Origin of the sequence: Trichocoleus desertorum AS-A10, from assembly GCF_039962155.1 — a bacterium.
Lineage (GTDB): Bacteria > Cyanobacteriota > Cyanobacteriia > FACHB-46 > FACHB-46 > Trichocoleus.
In genome coordinates this window covers 105,999-119,619 of the sequence record NZ_JAMPKN010000008.1, presented here as the reverse complement: position 1 = coordinate 119,619, position 13,621 = coordinate 105,999, and the positions used below count along the sequence as shown (strand labels likewise).

8 protein-coding genes are annotated in these 13,621 nt (G+C 51.1%); 4 read left to right on the top strand and 4 right to left on the bottom strand.

Annotation, left to right across the window (positions count from 1 at the left end):
- The first annotated feature begins 6 nt into the window (after positions 1-6).
- Both ftsE and NDA01_RS13380 read left to right on the top strand, forming a co-directional pair.
- On the top strand, positions 7-819 hold the full coding sequence (gene ftsE, locus NDA01_RS13385) for a cell division ATP-binding protein FtsE (protein ID WP_348228319.1): 813 nt from the start codon (positions 7-9) through the stop codon (positions 817-819).
- A 240-nt stretch (positions 820-1,059) separates the two neighbouring features.
- Positions 1,060-2,727, top strand: a complete 1,668-nt coding sequence (locus NDA01_RS13380) for a hybrid sensor histidine kinase/response regulator (RefSeq protein ID WP_348228318.1) — start codon at positions 1,060-1,062, stop codon at positions 2,725-2,727.
- Here the strand turns inward: NDA01_RS13380 and NDA01_RS13375 are convergent.
- The 3 genes from NDA01_RS13375 to NDA01_RS13365 form a co-directional block, all read right to left on the bottom strand.
- Positions 2,724-3,851, bottom strand: a complete 1,128-nt coding sequence (locus NDA01_RS13375; RefSeq protein ID WP_348228317.1) for a HEAT repeat domain-containing protein — start codon at positions 3,849-3,851, stop codon at positions 2,724-2,726. The two genes, NDA01_RS13380 and NDA01_RS13375, sit on opposite strands and share 4 nt — an antisense overlap.
- Before the next feature lie 74 nt (positions 3,852-3,925).
- The gene (locus tag NDA01_RS13370) at positions 3,926-5,842 is read right to left on the bottom strand and encodes an ABC transporter ATP-binding protein (RefSeq protein ID WP_348228316.1); all 1,917 of its coding nucleotides are present in this window, start codon (positions 5,840-5,842) and stop codon (positions 3,926-3,928) included.
- 93 nt (positions 5,843-5,935) lie between these two features.
- Positions 5,936-8,392, bottom strand: a complete 2,457-nt coding sequence (locus NDA01_RS13365) for a hybrid sensor histidine kinase/response regulator (protein WP_348228315.1) — start codon at positions 8,390-8,392, stop codon at positions 5,936-5,938.
- Positions 8,393-8,726: 334 nt separating this feature from the next.
- On the opposite strand from NDA01_RS13365, the gene NDA01_RS13360 reads away from it, so the two are divergent.
- On the top strand, positions 8,727-9,329 hold the full coding sequence (locus tag NDA01_RS13360; protein WP_348228314.1) for a 5-formyltetrahydrofolate cyclo-ligase: 603 nt from the start codon (positions 8,727-8,729) through the stop codon (positions 9,327-9,329).
- 21 nt (positions 9,330-9,350) lie between these two features.
- Here NDA01_RS13360 and alaS read toward each other — a convergent pair whose 3' ends face one another.
- A complete protein-coding gene (alaS, locus tag NDA01_RS13355; RefSeq protein ID WP_348228313.1) occupies positions 9,351-11,981 on the bottom strand; it encodes an alanine--tRNA ligase in 2,631 nt (876 codons plus the stop codon).
- A gap of 403 nt (positions 11,982-12,384) precedes the next feature.
- Here alaS and NDA01_RS13350 point away from each other — a divergent pair, with 403 nt between their 5' ends.
- A complete protein-coding gene (locus NDA01_RS13350) occupies positions 12,385-13,419 on the top strand; it encodes a GGDEF domain-containing response regulator (protein ID WP_348228312.1) in 1,035 nt (344 codons plus the stop codon).
- Positions 13,420-13,621: the final 202 nt, after the last annotated feature.

Genomic DNA, 13,621 nt, shown 5'->3' with positions numbered 1-13,621 from the left:
TTCTCTATGCCCCAGGTTTTGCACGGCAAATCTCCCCAGGCTGCTGCTAATAGTTCTGGTTCCCCAGCCAGCGATGTTTATGCCCACCTCCAGGCACCGCTCAGTGACACTCAGTCCCCAGGCAACTCCACACCGCAGCCTGCTGCCACCAAACCGATCATTCAGTTGCAAAGCGTCACGAAAACTTATCCCAATGGCAGTCGTGGCTTGTTAGGCGTGAATTTAGAAGTTAAGCGGGGCAGCTTTTTGTTTGTGACTGGCCCGTCTGGTTCTGGCAAAACTACGTTTTTGAAGCTGCTTTACGGTGCAGAACGTCCGAACCAGGGTGATGTAGTTGTGGATGACTACAATTTATCCAAGCTGCGGGGCGATCGCTTGTCGCTGCTGCGGCGGCGGATTGGCATTGTCTTTCAAGATTACAAGCTGATTCCTCGTCGGACAGTGGCTGAAAATGTGGCCTTTGTCCTGCAAGCCCAAGGCTATACCCGTAAAGAAATCCAGCGACGGTTGCAGCCCACGCTCCGGATGGTGGGTCTGCAAGACAAAGCCGACTGCTTCCCTGATGAACTGTCTGGGGGAGAGCAGCAGCGGGTGAGCATTGCCCGTGCCGTTGTCAGCACACCACCGTTACTGCTGGCCGATGAGCCAACAGGTAACTTGGATTCAGAGAATTCTTGGCAGGTGATCAAGATCCTGAAGAAGCTCAATGGGATTGGCATTACAGTGATCGTGACCACTCACGATGAGCAACTGGTGAGAATGTCTAACCACCCCGTCGTGCAAATCAAAAATGGCAGGTTAAGCTCCGTAAAATCTTAATGGGTTAACCAAGCGTGTGGCATAGGCAGCCGCAACTCGCAATAGTCCCGCTATGAAGGACTTACTGCGAAACATTAGGTATTAAAATTTACCAGGAATAGATTCTGCTGCATTAGCAGAGCCAATAGCGATTAAGCGCAAGGGTACTATCGGGAATACTGATAGGAGATACTTGCTAGCAAGCGTAACCCTAATTCATGCCCACTAGCTTAAATCGCCCTCGGTACCCAGGAAAATCGTATGCCAGCCTTCCTGAATAACCTATTTTCTTCAGGACCCTTCATTCCCCACGGACATTGTTACTTATGGCAGCCAGGTTTGGTATGGCTTCACTTATTAGCTGATGCTCTAATTGCTTTAGCCTACTATTCAATTCCCATTACGTTGCTTTACTTTGTCCGCAAGCGAGATGACCTGCCGTTTAGCTGGGTCTTTCTCCTGTTCGGCTCGTTTATCATTGCCTGCGGTACCACGCATTTAATGGAGATTTGGACGCTGTGGCACCCTACCTACTGGCTCTCAGGCACGCTCAAGGCTGCCACAGCGATGGTGTCGGTTTACACAGCGATCGAACTCATTCCTTTGGTGCCTCAAGCTCTAGCATTGCCCAGCCCAGCCCAACTCAAGGCAACAAACCAGGCTCTGCAACAGCAAATTTTAGAGCGAGAGCAAGCTGAAAAACAGATTCAAGCGCTGAATGCCGAACTTGAGCAGCGGGTTTCGGCACGGACTGAACAACTAGAGGCAGCAAATCGGGCCAAGGATGAGTTTCTCTCTATTCTTTCTCATGAGTTGCGGACTCCGTTGAATGCCATGCTGGGGTGGGCTAGGCTACTGCGATCGCGCCAGCTCAACGAAGCTAAGGCAGAACATGCGATCGAGACGATTGAGCGTAACGCAAAGCTTCAGGCCCAACTAATTGACGATATCCTAGACATTTCGCGCATCATTCAAGGTAAGCTGCGCCTCAACGTTCGTCCTGTAGAACTTGCTGCTGTAGTAGAGGCCGCGATCGATGTCGTCCGTCCTGCTGCTGATGCCAAAGCGATTCGGATTCAGACTATTCTTGATCCGTCCGCAGGCTCGGTTTCTGGAGACTCCGATCGACTCCAGCAGGTGATGTGGAATTTGCTCTCTAACGCCGTGAAGTTTACGCCGGGGGGAGGCCAAGTTCAAGTCTGTCTAGAGCGTATTAATTCCCACGTAGAAATTACAGTTAGCGATACAGGTCAAGGAATTACTGCTGATTTTCTACCTTATATTTTTGACCGCTTTAGTCAGTCGGATAGTTCTACTACGAGACTGCAAAACGGGCTGGGTTTGGGTTTAGCCATTGTGCGTACCCTCGTGGAGCTGCATGGGGGCAGCGTCTATGCGGAAAGCACAGGCGACGGTCAGGGATCTACTTTTAAGGTGAACTTGCCTTTAATGATGATTCCCGGAGAACTGAAGCATTTAGATAGGCTCCGCTCTACTGCGGGCGATGAGGTCGGGTTTCCAGGTACTTCTGTTCTAAGTGGCTTGCAGGTGCTAGTGGTGGATGATGAAGTGGATGCACGCAGATTAGTGACGGCTGTGCTAGAGCAATGCGGTGCTAGCGTTACGTCTGTCGCTTCTGCTAGTGAAGCATTAGAGGCCATTGAGCGCCTCCAGCCGCATGTCTTACTGAGTGACATTGGCATGCCTCATGAAGATGGCTATGCCCTCATTCGTAAAGTTAGGGAACTGGCGTTGGAGCAAGGGGGTACTATCCCGGCGATCGCCCTGACTGCCTATGCCAGGTTGGAAGATCGCATCCAGGCACTCTCAGCCGGGTTCCAAATGCATATTCCTAAGCCCATTGAACCCGCTGAGCTAGTAGCAGCCGTGGTCAACGTCGCTGGACGCACAGGCCAAATCAGGACTTAAGACCACTGACGATAACGAGCGATCGCTTCCTTAGCTTCGGGGGTGGCAATTTCGGCTAAAGCTCTGGCAGCACTTTGGCTAACTCGTTCCACTTCATCCCTAAAGGCTTCGATCAAGGCAGGCACAGCCACTTCCGCATGCTTGCCCATGAGTTGCAGGGCATAAGCTGTACTAGCTCGCACTGATGCCGCTTCATCCTGTAACAACGGCATGAGCAGCTCCGCGATCGCCGTATTCTCCGATTCAATTTCTCCTAAGGCTTTCGCCGCCATTGCCTTGACCTCATCCGATTTGTCTTCCAACGCCACAATCAAGTTGGGGACAGCAGCGGTGGCGACAGGTCCAAGACCTTGAAGCGCTTCAGCCGCTGCTCGGCGGAGACCTGCATCTTCCTGCTGCAAAAATTCGATTAATGCAGGTACGGCGGCAGCAGAACCAATTTCTCCAATCGCTTCAGCCGCCCGCGCTCTCAGATCTTCATGCCCTCGCTCAAGCGCCTCTAAAAGACGCGGGATGGCTGCTTGCGCTCCAGGGCCAATGCTGCCTAGCGCCGAAGCTGCGTAAACCTCAATGTCATGCCAAAAGGCATCGATCAGGTGAGGTACGGCTGCCTCGGCTTCATCCCCAAAGCACTGAATCGCGATCGCGGCATCTTGACGAACTTCTGCTTCTACGTCGGCTAAGCCCGCGATCAAAATCGGCAGCACTTCATCCACCGGAGCTAACTCACCCAGCGTTGCCATCACCGTAGAACGAACAAACCAACTACGGTTATTTACGGCTTGGGCTAGAGCTTGAAACACCTGCTGTTTGGTCGAAGCTGGCAATTCGAAGCGCTCTACCATCGTAGAAATGCCTCTAGCGGCACTAGTTCGCACCCGATCGTCTTCATCCTCCAAATTCTGAATCAGAGCCGAAACTGTGGAGCCAAGGTTGATTTTGCTGAGGGAGGCGATCGCACTGTCTCTGACTGCCGCAGAGCGATCGTTAACAGCCTTGAGTAAAGCGGGAACCGCTGCTTTAGCGGTTGCACCATGTTCACCTAACATTTTGGCAGCGCCAGCCCGAACCTCAACGGCTGGATCGCTGAGGTTCTGAATCAGCTCAGATATAGTCTCACTCATGGTCTGGGTCTCGCTGGGTCTGGGTCTCGCTGGCTGGAAAAGCAATTTGGCTTCAAGAAACGCTGCATACGGGATTAACCCACTGCAATGCCTCGCTCGACTTGACGTTCCCGAATGCGTTCTAAGCTACCGACTGGAATCGCTGCAATCAACTGACGAGTATAAGGTTGTTTCGGTTCGCGGTAGATCGCCTCCGCTGGGCCAATTTCTTCAATCTTGCCGCGATTCATCACCATGATGCGATCGCTCATAAACTTCACCACACTCAAGTCATGAGAGATAAAGATGTAGGTGAGGCCAAATTCACCTTGCAGCTCTTTGAGTAGGTTTAGGACTTGGGCTTGCACCGATACGTCTAGCGCAGAAACCGATTCATCGCAAATAATGAACTTGGGGTTCAAGGCCAATGCTCGCGCGATCGCAATCCGTTGGCGTTGTCCACCGGAAAATTCATGGGGATAACGGTGCATTAATTGTGGGTTCAAGCCCACTCGCTCTAGCAAGTAGGCCGCTCGTTCCTGGTTCTGCCGCTGATTGCCCCGACGATGAATTTTGAGCGGTTCCATCACCGCTGCCCCAACTGTCATGCGTGGATCAAGTGAACCAAAGGGATTTTGGAAGATAATTTGCATTTCCTGCCGCAATTGCCGCAAAGCTTTACCTTCTAAGCTATGGGCTGGGCGGCCTTCAAACAAAATCTGGCCTTGAGTCGGCTCGATCAAGCGCAACAAAGTCCGAGCCAGTGTGGTTTTACCACAACCCGATTCTCCCACCAAGCCCAGGGTTTCCCCCGGATAAACATCAAAGGAGACACCATTCACAGCCATGACGTAGCGCTTGGTTTCTCCCCAAACCCCTCGCACAGGGAACGCGACTTGTAAGTTCCGCACTGATAACAAAGGAGATTGCTGTTGCAGTTCAGTGAGCCGATGGTCTAGGTCAAAATCACTCATCTCCGCCGCGTTCCGCACTGCTTGGAACATATCAGTTGGCTTTTCTTGGATGACAGTCTCGCCGCTGGGAGTCGTCACCACTTCCATAAAGTCGGAGACGGTAGGGAGTAATTGCAAACGGCGATCGGGTCTGGGGCGACAAGTGAGTAAGCTCTTGGTATAGGGATGCTGGGGGCTAGAGAAAATCTGCCAGACCGAGCCATACTCTACGATTTTGCCTTGATACATCACCGCCACCGTGTCGGCAATATCCGCAATCACGCCCAAGTCGTGGGTAATGAACATGATGGACATGTTGCGGCGATCGCGCAGTTCCCGCAGCAAATCTAGGATCGTGGCTTGGACTGTGACATCTAAGGCCGTGGTGGGTTCATCGGCAATCAACAAGCTGGGGTTGCAGCTAATTGCCATTGCAATCATCACTCGCTGAATCTGACCGCCAGAGAGTTCGTGAGGGTAGCGGTCTAGGATGGCTTGCTTTTGCTCGTTAATGTGGCGATTCAGTTCCGCTTCGCTGGGGGTGGGTCGGGCAAACTCGCCTTGGGGTAATTCTTCTAAGTAACGCTGTTTTAACTCTTCATCGCTGGGCAACAGCTTCACTTCTTGCAGTAGAGCGATCGCTTGCCGCCGAGCTTCTGCCTCAGAAACATTTTGGTGCAGACGGATGGCTTCGGTGAGCTGAAATCCACAGGTATAGACTGGATTCAGCGAACTCATCGGTTCCTGGAAAATCATGGAAATTTGGTTGCCCCGATAGGTGCGGCGATGGCTGGGCGGCACCTTGACCAAATCGATCGCCCCTGTATCGCTCTCTGCCGCTTGGAACCAAAGTTCGCCACCTGCCACTCTACCCGGTGGAGGCACCAACCCCATCACTGCTAGAGACGTGACCGATTTGCCTGAGCCTGACTCTCCGACAATCCCTAAGGTTTGTCCGCGTTTAACCTCAAAGGAAATTCCATCTACTGCTTTAATCAACCGTTCATCGGTCTGAAACTGAACGTGCAAGTTGCGAACGTCGAGGATGGTGTCAGTCATGGAGTCGTAGGCCACAGGCTCACTGAATCTAAATGAAAATTAGCTGCATCATAACAACACTGAGGAAGGGATGGTGACAGTTGGTCTGGTTTTTTAGTAGGTCGTCAGTACAACTCGTAAGTTTTGCAATAACTCTTCTGAGGTGTAAGGCTTGGGTAAAAAGCTCTTGACGTTGTTGCTATTGGCAAACTCAGTCATCGGGCAATGAGAAATCAGCCCGCTGACGCCAATAATCTTGACTTGAGGATTAATTTTTTGCAGCGTCCGAATCGTGGTGGGGCCATCCATCGACGGCATCATCATATCGACGAGCACCACATTAATTTCGCTTTGGTGACGTACATATATGGCGATCGCTTCTACTCCATCTTTGGCCGTTAAAACCTTATAACCGTAGTACTCCAGAGAGGTTTTGGTGACCTCACAAATCGCATCCTCGTCATCCACTACCAGCACGACTTCACCGTGTCCAGCTTTGAGTTCGTCGTACTCAGTTGCGTCCGGTTTGAGGTCATAAGTTTGGGCGATCGGCAAGTACAACTTAAACTCTGTGCCTTGACCAACTCGACTCTGAACTTGGACAAACCCACCGTGACCTTTCACAATTCCCACAACGGTTGATAACCCTAGTCCTGTGCCTTGACCCACCTCTTTCGTGGTGAAAAAAGGTTCAAACACGCGATCAATGATGGCGGGAGGAATCCCAGTTCCCGTGTCAGTTACGATAATGAGAACGTAAGGCCCCACTTTGGCATCAATATTGAGTTGGGCGTATTCTTCATCTAGCCAGATATTGGTAGCCGCAATCTTTAAGGTGCCTCCATTGGGCATGGCATCGCGGGCATTGACGCAGAGGTTGAGTAGGGCTTGATGCAGTTGAGTCGTGTCGCCAGATACCATCCAGAGGTTTGGGTCTACCTCGGCCTCAACTTCAATCCATTTGGGAAAGGTTTCTTGAGTAATTTGTCTAATTTCTGTAATTAGGTGAGACATTTGCAAGGTAATGCGCTTACCTTCTACTCCCCTCGCAAACAGCAGCACTTGCTTGACCAGAGCAGCAGCTCGCTTGGTGCTAGCTTCCATTGTTTTTAGCAATTGCTGCTTTTTAGCTTCTGGCAGCTTTGCTGGCATGAGGAGCAGTTGGGCCGACGACAGAATAGGAGTAAGCAAGTTGTTGAGGTCGTGAGCAATGCCGCTGGCTAAAGTACCAATGCTTTCCATCCGCTGGGCTCGGAGGGCTTGAGACTCCAATTGTTTTTTGGCAGTGACATCTAGCAACATAGCAATCACGCCCGTCACTTCACCTTGTGCATTGCGGAGTGGGGCGGCAGAGAGGTTGAGTTCTAGGAAGGAACCATCTCGCTTTTGGCGACTTACCTCTACGCCTGTAAAAGATTCTCCTTGGAACACCCGTTGCCGAAATGCCCGAAATTCTCCTTGCTTAGCCGTAGGCACGATGGGCAAAATTTCGCCCAAAACTTCTGATTCGCTCCAGTCAAAAATTTCTTGGGCGGCTGGGTTCCACACTTGCACTCGTCCTTCTGGATCAAGCACGACGATCGCCAAAGGAGATGCCTGGATCAGTGCTTGGAGCATCTGGCTGGTTTCACGCAACGCTTCTTCGTGGCGCTTGCGATCGCTAATATCTACAATGAACCCTGCCATCTGGATTGCCTGACCATCGCTGTCAGCAAAGAAATAACCCTTGCTCTCGACTGTGATGTAAGTACCGTCTTGGCGAGCAACTCGAAATTCTTGGTGAAAGGGCTGTTTCGTAACGATGACGCGATCGATTTCTGCATGAAAGCGGCTACGGTCTTCAGGATGGATGAGAGTGACCCAGCGATCGAGCCCACCTGCCATTTCCTCTGGTGAGTAGCCCAAGATAGCAGTTAAGTTGCCGCCGTAAGTGACTTCGTGGGTCTGCGAATTCCAGTCAAAGAGAATTTGCCCACTGGCTTGAATGATCGCTTCGTAACGATTTTTCCACTCGGCCAACTCAGCGGTATGATGACGCAAATCTGCTTCGATCCGTTTGCGCTCAACCACTTCCTGCTCTAACTGTAGATTCTGGGCTTGCAACTGCTTCGTTAAGTTCCGCAAGTTGAGATGCAATTTCACCCGTGCCAACACTTCTTCGTGTTGTAGTGGCTTGGTGATGTAATCGACCGCTCCTAAATTTAGACCTTTGACTTTATCGATGGTCTCGGTCAGGGCCGTCATAAAGATGACCGGAATGTCTTGGGTGGCGTGGTTCAACTTCAACCGACGGCAAGTTTCAAAACCGTCAATTTCTGGCATCAGTACATCGAGTAGGATTAAATCGGGAGAGGCATACTCAGCGGTTTGCAAAGCACTTTCGCCATCCTCAGCGATTAAGACTTGAAACCCAGTATCGGCCAGAAAATCGAATAAAACTCCTAAATTAGCGGGGATGTCATCCACGATCAAGATCACGCCCGACGCGGTAGTATCAACGTTCATGGATGCCTCTTGTTCATACTCTTGGATGAACGCTTGAATGGGTTGGGCTTGGCCTGCTCGGACCAAGGGAGCTGAGAGGAAAGAAGAACCAATGGAATAATTGCACCAGTGCTAAATTTTGATGGAGACTGACAAAATATGGGATTTGCACCATAACAACACTGTGCCCAAGGCAATAGACTGCCACCCAAAGAGTAGCAATTCTATATCTACCTCTATAGGATGACAAACCCCTCAATAAAGCGTCTCTTGTGCAACCTTTATTTACGAGTCTCAGTACCTTCTAGTATCAGTTTAACGATTCAGCTATAGGAGCGATCGCCGCGACTGTCAGGCTGGTTAGAGTAAGCTGCTGCTACTGAGCTGTTGTCGCCGATCTGGATATAAGGAATCTTTAACTGTGAAGTTTGAGAGCGACTCACGCAATCAAAAAGTAGAGTTACGGCGACTTTTGTTGCAACAGCGACAAGCGATCAAAACTCAGGATTGGCGAGCCAAGAGCGATCGCCTATGTCTCCAAATACAAGCAGCTTCTCTATTTGCTAAAGCCCAAACTATCTTGGCTTACTTCAGTTTTCGCCAAGAACCAGATTTGATGCCTTTAATCAATCAGGCTAGCGATCGCGTTTGGGGCTTTCCGCGCTGTGTCGGTAAGTCTCTGTTCTGGCATGCTTGGTCCGCTACCAGCAATTTGCCTTTGCAGTCGGGAGCTTATGGAATTAAAGAGCCTCATCCCGACTGCCCCGCTCTAGAACCTGAGCAAGTTGATTTGATTTTGGTCCCTGCTGTAGCTTGCGATCGCCAAGGGTATCGGCTCGGTTATGGCGGTGGTTTTTACGATCGCCTGCTGAGTGACCCCGCCTGGGCTACCAAACCTACGATTGGCACTGTGTTCGAGTTTGCTTGCCTAGCAAACTTACCTGTTGATGCTTGGGACCAGCCTCTATCAGCGGTTTGTACAGAAGCTGGCCTGTTTGACGTACCAGAGATACCAGGAGTCTAACCCCTGATATCTTCTGGCTTGTTAGCTGGCGTTGCTTAAGCTGCGATGCAACTGCTCGCGGGATTCAGCAAGGGCTTCAGGTAGTTTGCTAGCATCCCGTCCGCCTGCCTGCGCTAGGTTAGGTCGGCCACCACCACCACCGCCACAGAGTTTGGCGATCGCGCCAATAAATTTACCTGCCTGCAAACCAGACTTGACCACGGCAGGACTGAAAGCTGCTACTAGACTGATTTTGTCGGGTTCAGGCACCGAAGCTAGCACGACTGCACTCTCACCGAGTTTCTGCGCTAAGCGCTCTGCCGCAGTCTTCAGCGATTCCGGATCTACACCTTCTAGTTGCGCCACCAAGAGCTTGAAGGTCCCAACAGATTCAGCTTGGCCCAGCAATTGATCTGATTTGGCGAGCGCCAGTTCAGCTTTAGCGGTTTCCAGTTGCTTCTGGGTGTTTTTCAGTTCATTCTGCAAACTGGTGACACGATCGGTGAGTTCTTCTGGCTTGGCTTTGAAGCGATCGCTCAGATCCCGCACCACGCGATCGCGGACATTCAAATAGTCCAATACGGAAGGGCCAGCTACCGCCTCAATCCGCCGCACACCTGAGGCAACCCCCGTTTCCGAAATGATTTTGAAGACGCCGATCTCTGCGGTGTTGCTGACATGGGTGCCGCCACATAACTCCATCGAAACGCCTGGAAAATCCAGCACGCGAACTTGATCGCCGTACTTCTCGCCAAACATCGCGATCGCCCCTTTGGCTTTGGCTTCAGCGATGGGTACCACCTCAATTTGGGCTGTATGAGCCTCAGCCACCCAGAGGTTGACTTGCTCCTCGACTTGTTGCACTTCCTCTGAAGTCAGAGGGCGAGGGCAGTTGAAGTCAAAGCGCAAGCGATCGAAGGCCACAAGAGAACCTGCTTGAGAAATTGAGTCATCCACCAATTTCCTCAACGCAGCTTGTAATAAATGGGTGGCGGAGTGGTTGGCTTGGGCGCGTCGCCGACAAGCTTGGTCAATTTGCGCTGTGACCGTACCGCCCACTTGCAGCGTGCCTCGCTCAATCCGCCCGAAGTGAACAAAGAAATCTGATTCTTTCTTTACATCATGGACGCGCACGAGCACTGCATCCCCCGAAAGATAGCCGCGATCGCCTACCTGACCCCCAGATTCCGCGTAGAAAGGCGTTTTGTCTAAAATGATCTGGACTTCGGTTCCTGCTTCTGCGGCTTCGGCAGATTTGCCATCGACTAGCAATACGGCAACTTGAGCCGTGGCCGAGCGTTCCACATAGCCGAGAAACTCGGTAGCGTGAACATGCTCAGCCAGAGTGTCCAGAGAGCCTTGAACGGTGAGGTCGATGGTTTCGTGAGCTTCACGAGAGCGATCGCGCTGCTTCTCCATCTCCGCCTCAAACCCTTCTAGATCGACAGTGAGGTTTTTCTCCTCAGCAATCTCTTGGGTGAGTTCGACCGGGAAGCCGTAGGTGTCGTAGAGCTTGAAGGCATCGGGGCCAGAAACTTGAGTTTTCTCCCGCTCCAAAATTTCTGCCAGCAACTTTTCGCCGCGATCGAGGGTTTTGAGGAATTGGGCTTCTTCGCGCTGCAACTCTGCTTTGATGCTGTTTTCCTTCAACCGTACATTCGGATATGCGGCTTCTGCCAAGGCGATCGCAGCTTCTGCGACTCGTGTGGTAAATTCGCCTTCAATGCCAATCAGTCGGCCATGTCGCACTACCCGCCGAATCAATCGCCGCAAAACATAACCCCGACCGATATTAGAAGCGGTAATGCCATCCGTGATCATGTGGACAACTGACCGGACGTGATCCCCGATTACCTTCAGCGAGACTTTGGTAGACTCGTCGGCCTGAGCGTAATCAATCCCCGCGATTTCTGCAGCGGCTTGAATAATGGGAAAAATTAAATCAGTTTCGTAGTTGTTCGGGACTTGCTGAAGGATTTGAGCCATTCGTTCTAGGCCCAACCCTGTGTCAATATTCTGGTTTTGCAGTGGGGTCAGTTTGCCTTCGGCATCCCGGTTGTACTGCATGAACACCAGGTTATAGAACTCAATGAACCGGGTGTCGTCTTCTAGGTCAATGTGAGCGTCACCCTTTTCTGGGTGGAAGTCGTAGTAAATTTCGGAGCAGGGGCCGCAAGGTCCGGTGGGGCCAGATACCCAGAAGTTGTCCTTCTCACCCATACGCTGAATCCGATGCGCCGGAATGCCAATTTTGTCTCGCCACAGCGCAAACGCTTCATCGTCTTCCTCAAACACACTCACGACTAAGCGCTCTGGAGGCAACCCAAATACCTCAGTCGCCAGTTCCCAGGCCCAAGCGATCGCTTGCTCTTTGAAATAATCGCCAAAGCTGAAGTTGCCCAACATCTCAAAGAAAGTGTGGTGGCGGGCGGTCCGACCTACGTTCTCAATATCATTAGTGCGGATACACTTTTGAGATGTCGTTGCTCTCGGGAACTCAGGCGATCGCTGTCCCAGAAAAATCGGCTTAAAGGGCAACATACCCGCGATCGTCAGCAGCACCGTCGGATCTTCGGGAACCAACGAGGCACTCGGTAGTATCTGATGGCCTCTGGCTGCATAAAAATCAAGAAACTTTTGCCGAATTTGAGTGCCGCTGAGGGGGGTAAACATGGAACCTTTTTAAAGCGAATTCAGACTGAACAATGACCTCTCATCTATGATGCCGCATGATTCGCCCAACTCTAGGCTTTGGTAGCATCAAGATTCTTAAGAGGAATGTTGTGAGCATGGAACCCAAGTACACCTGATCATTTGTCTTCCCCGGGAAATATACGGTTTCAGCTTTGGCTGAAAGTCCTAACCTATCAAGGGGATCAGTAATTAAACTGCTGGTTGCGGATGGTCGTTAATGGTAGGTGTAGATAGTTTCAGCCTGAGTATACTCAATAACACTTAGAGGTGGGATGCCACTCCTAAGGCGGATTTGCGAGATCTAGGCGTTAACAGCAGTAGCAAAGTCTTGGATTTGCTAAGGTTACGGCCTTGATTTTTTCACTAGGCTTCTAAAACGCCAATGACTGCTTCGATCCTGATAGTTGGAGAAAATTATTTTCTAGCCGCCCTGCTAGATCGGGTTGGCGATTTGGCAGACTGCACCATCGAAACAGCAACGAGCGCCAACGAGGCAATTCCGCTGATTCAGGCTCAGCAGCCCGATTTGCTAATCTTACAGGCTAGTTCCGACAGCCTCTATTTATGCCAGCAAATTAAGGAACAGTCTCGACTGGCCTGGATTTATTGTCTGTTGCTAGCAGATGATGCCCCAAGGTTGAGTGAGGCCGTTTCCCAGATTTCTAGTCAAGCGGTGGAGTGTTCGGCAGAGGCCTTAGAACGAGGAGCCGATGCTTACTTAGTGATGAATTTGAGTGTTCAGCATGGCAGCCTGGTTGTGGCAGAATTGTCGGCGAGACAAAATCGTCTCCTCCAAGCTCAAGTCCAAGCGGGATTGCGAGTGGTGCGGAATCATCGAGAGCTGATGCGGGCCAATGATTTACTGTCAGCGATCGCCCTTTCCGATCCCCTGACTGAACTCAATAACCGCCGAGCGTTGGAGTGGGAGTTGCCACGCCAAATCCAGAACGCCCGAACTCGCACGTTGCCTTTGAGCTTGGTGATGTTGGATGTGGATTATTTCAAAGCGATCAATGACACCCATGGACATTTGGTGGGCGATCGTATGCTCAAGCTGCTTTCGGCTCGCCTGCGGCATAATCTCCGCTTCTATGACACCCCTTTTCGTTACGGCGGCGAAGAATTCGTCATTATTTTGAGCAACACCGATGGTCATGAAGCCCCTATCGTCGGGCAACGCATTTGCCGTCTGATTAGTGAGCAAACTTTTAGAATTGACCCAACCTTAGAAATCCACGCCACGATTAGCGCTGGCATTGCTTCCTTAGAAGCAGAAGATGACTCTAAAGGCATTAGTTTGCTGCGACGGGCCGATCAAAATTTGTTGCAAGCAAAATCTGAGGGTAGAAACCGAGCGATCAGTAGTGCTCCAGATTGCTCTCGATCGCTGGCTTCAGATTCAGCCCCTTCGGTCTAACGTAGTTATCACCCACTTCTGCGTCACCCAGCTCAGCGCCATCTTAAGTGAGTAACTTAAACTTTGGGAGCTTGAGCCTTAAGAATTTCTGTAGATACATCGCGAAATTCAGTAAGTGAGCCAAAAGAGTAGCTGAATCTGATAATCTCAAGGGATTTCGGCTTGTTTTCGGCTCGATCAAACAGCTCAAAGGCGCTAATTC

What these genes read in the sequence shown, in the direction of transcription:
- ftsE (WP_348228319.1), top strand. Translation starts at nt 7, where the DNA reads ATGCCCCAGGTTTTGCACGGCAAATCTCCCCAGGCTGCTGCTAATAGT.
- NDA01_RS13375 (WP_348228317.1), bottom strand. Translation starts at nt 3,851, where the DNA reads ATGAGTGAGACTATATCTGAGCTGATTCAGAACCTCAGCGATCCAGCC.
- NDA01_RS13380 (WP_348228318.1), top strand. Translation starts at nt 1,060, where the DNA reads ATGCCAGCCTTCCTGAATAACCTATTTTCTTCAGGACCCTTCATTCCC.
- NDA01_RS13370 (WP_348228316.1), bottom strand. Translation starts at nt 5,842, where the DNA reads ATGACTGACACCATCCTCGACGTTCGCAACTTGCACGTTCAGTTTCAG.
- NDA01_RS13350 (WP_348228312.1), top strand. Translation starts at nt 12,385, where the DNA reads ATGACTGCTTCGATCCTGATAGTTGGAGAAAATTATTTTCTAGCCGCC.
- alaS (WP_348228313.1), bottom strand. Translation starts at nt 11,981, where the DNA reads ATGTTTACCCCCCTCAGCGGCACTCAAATTCGGCAAAAGTTTCTTGAT.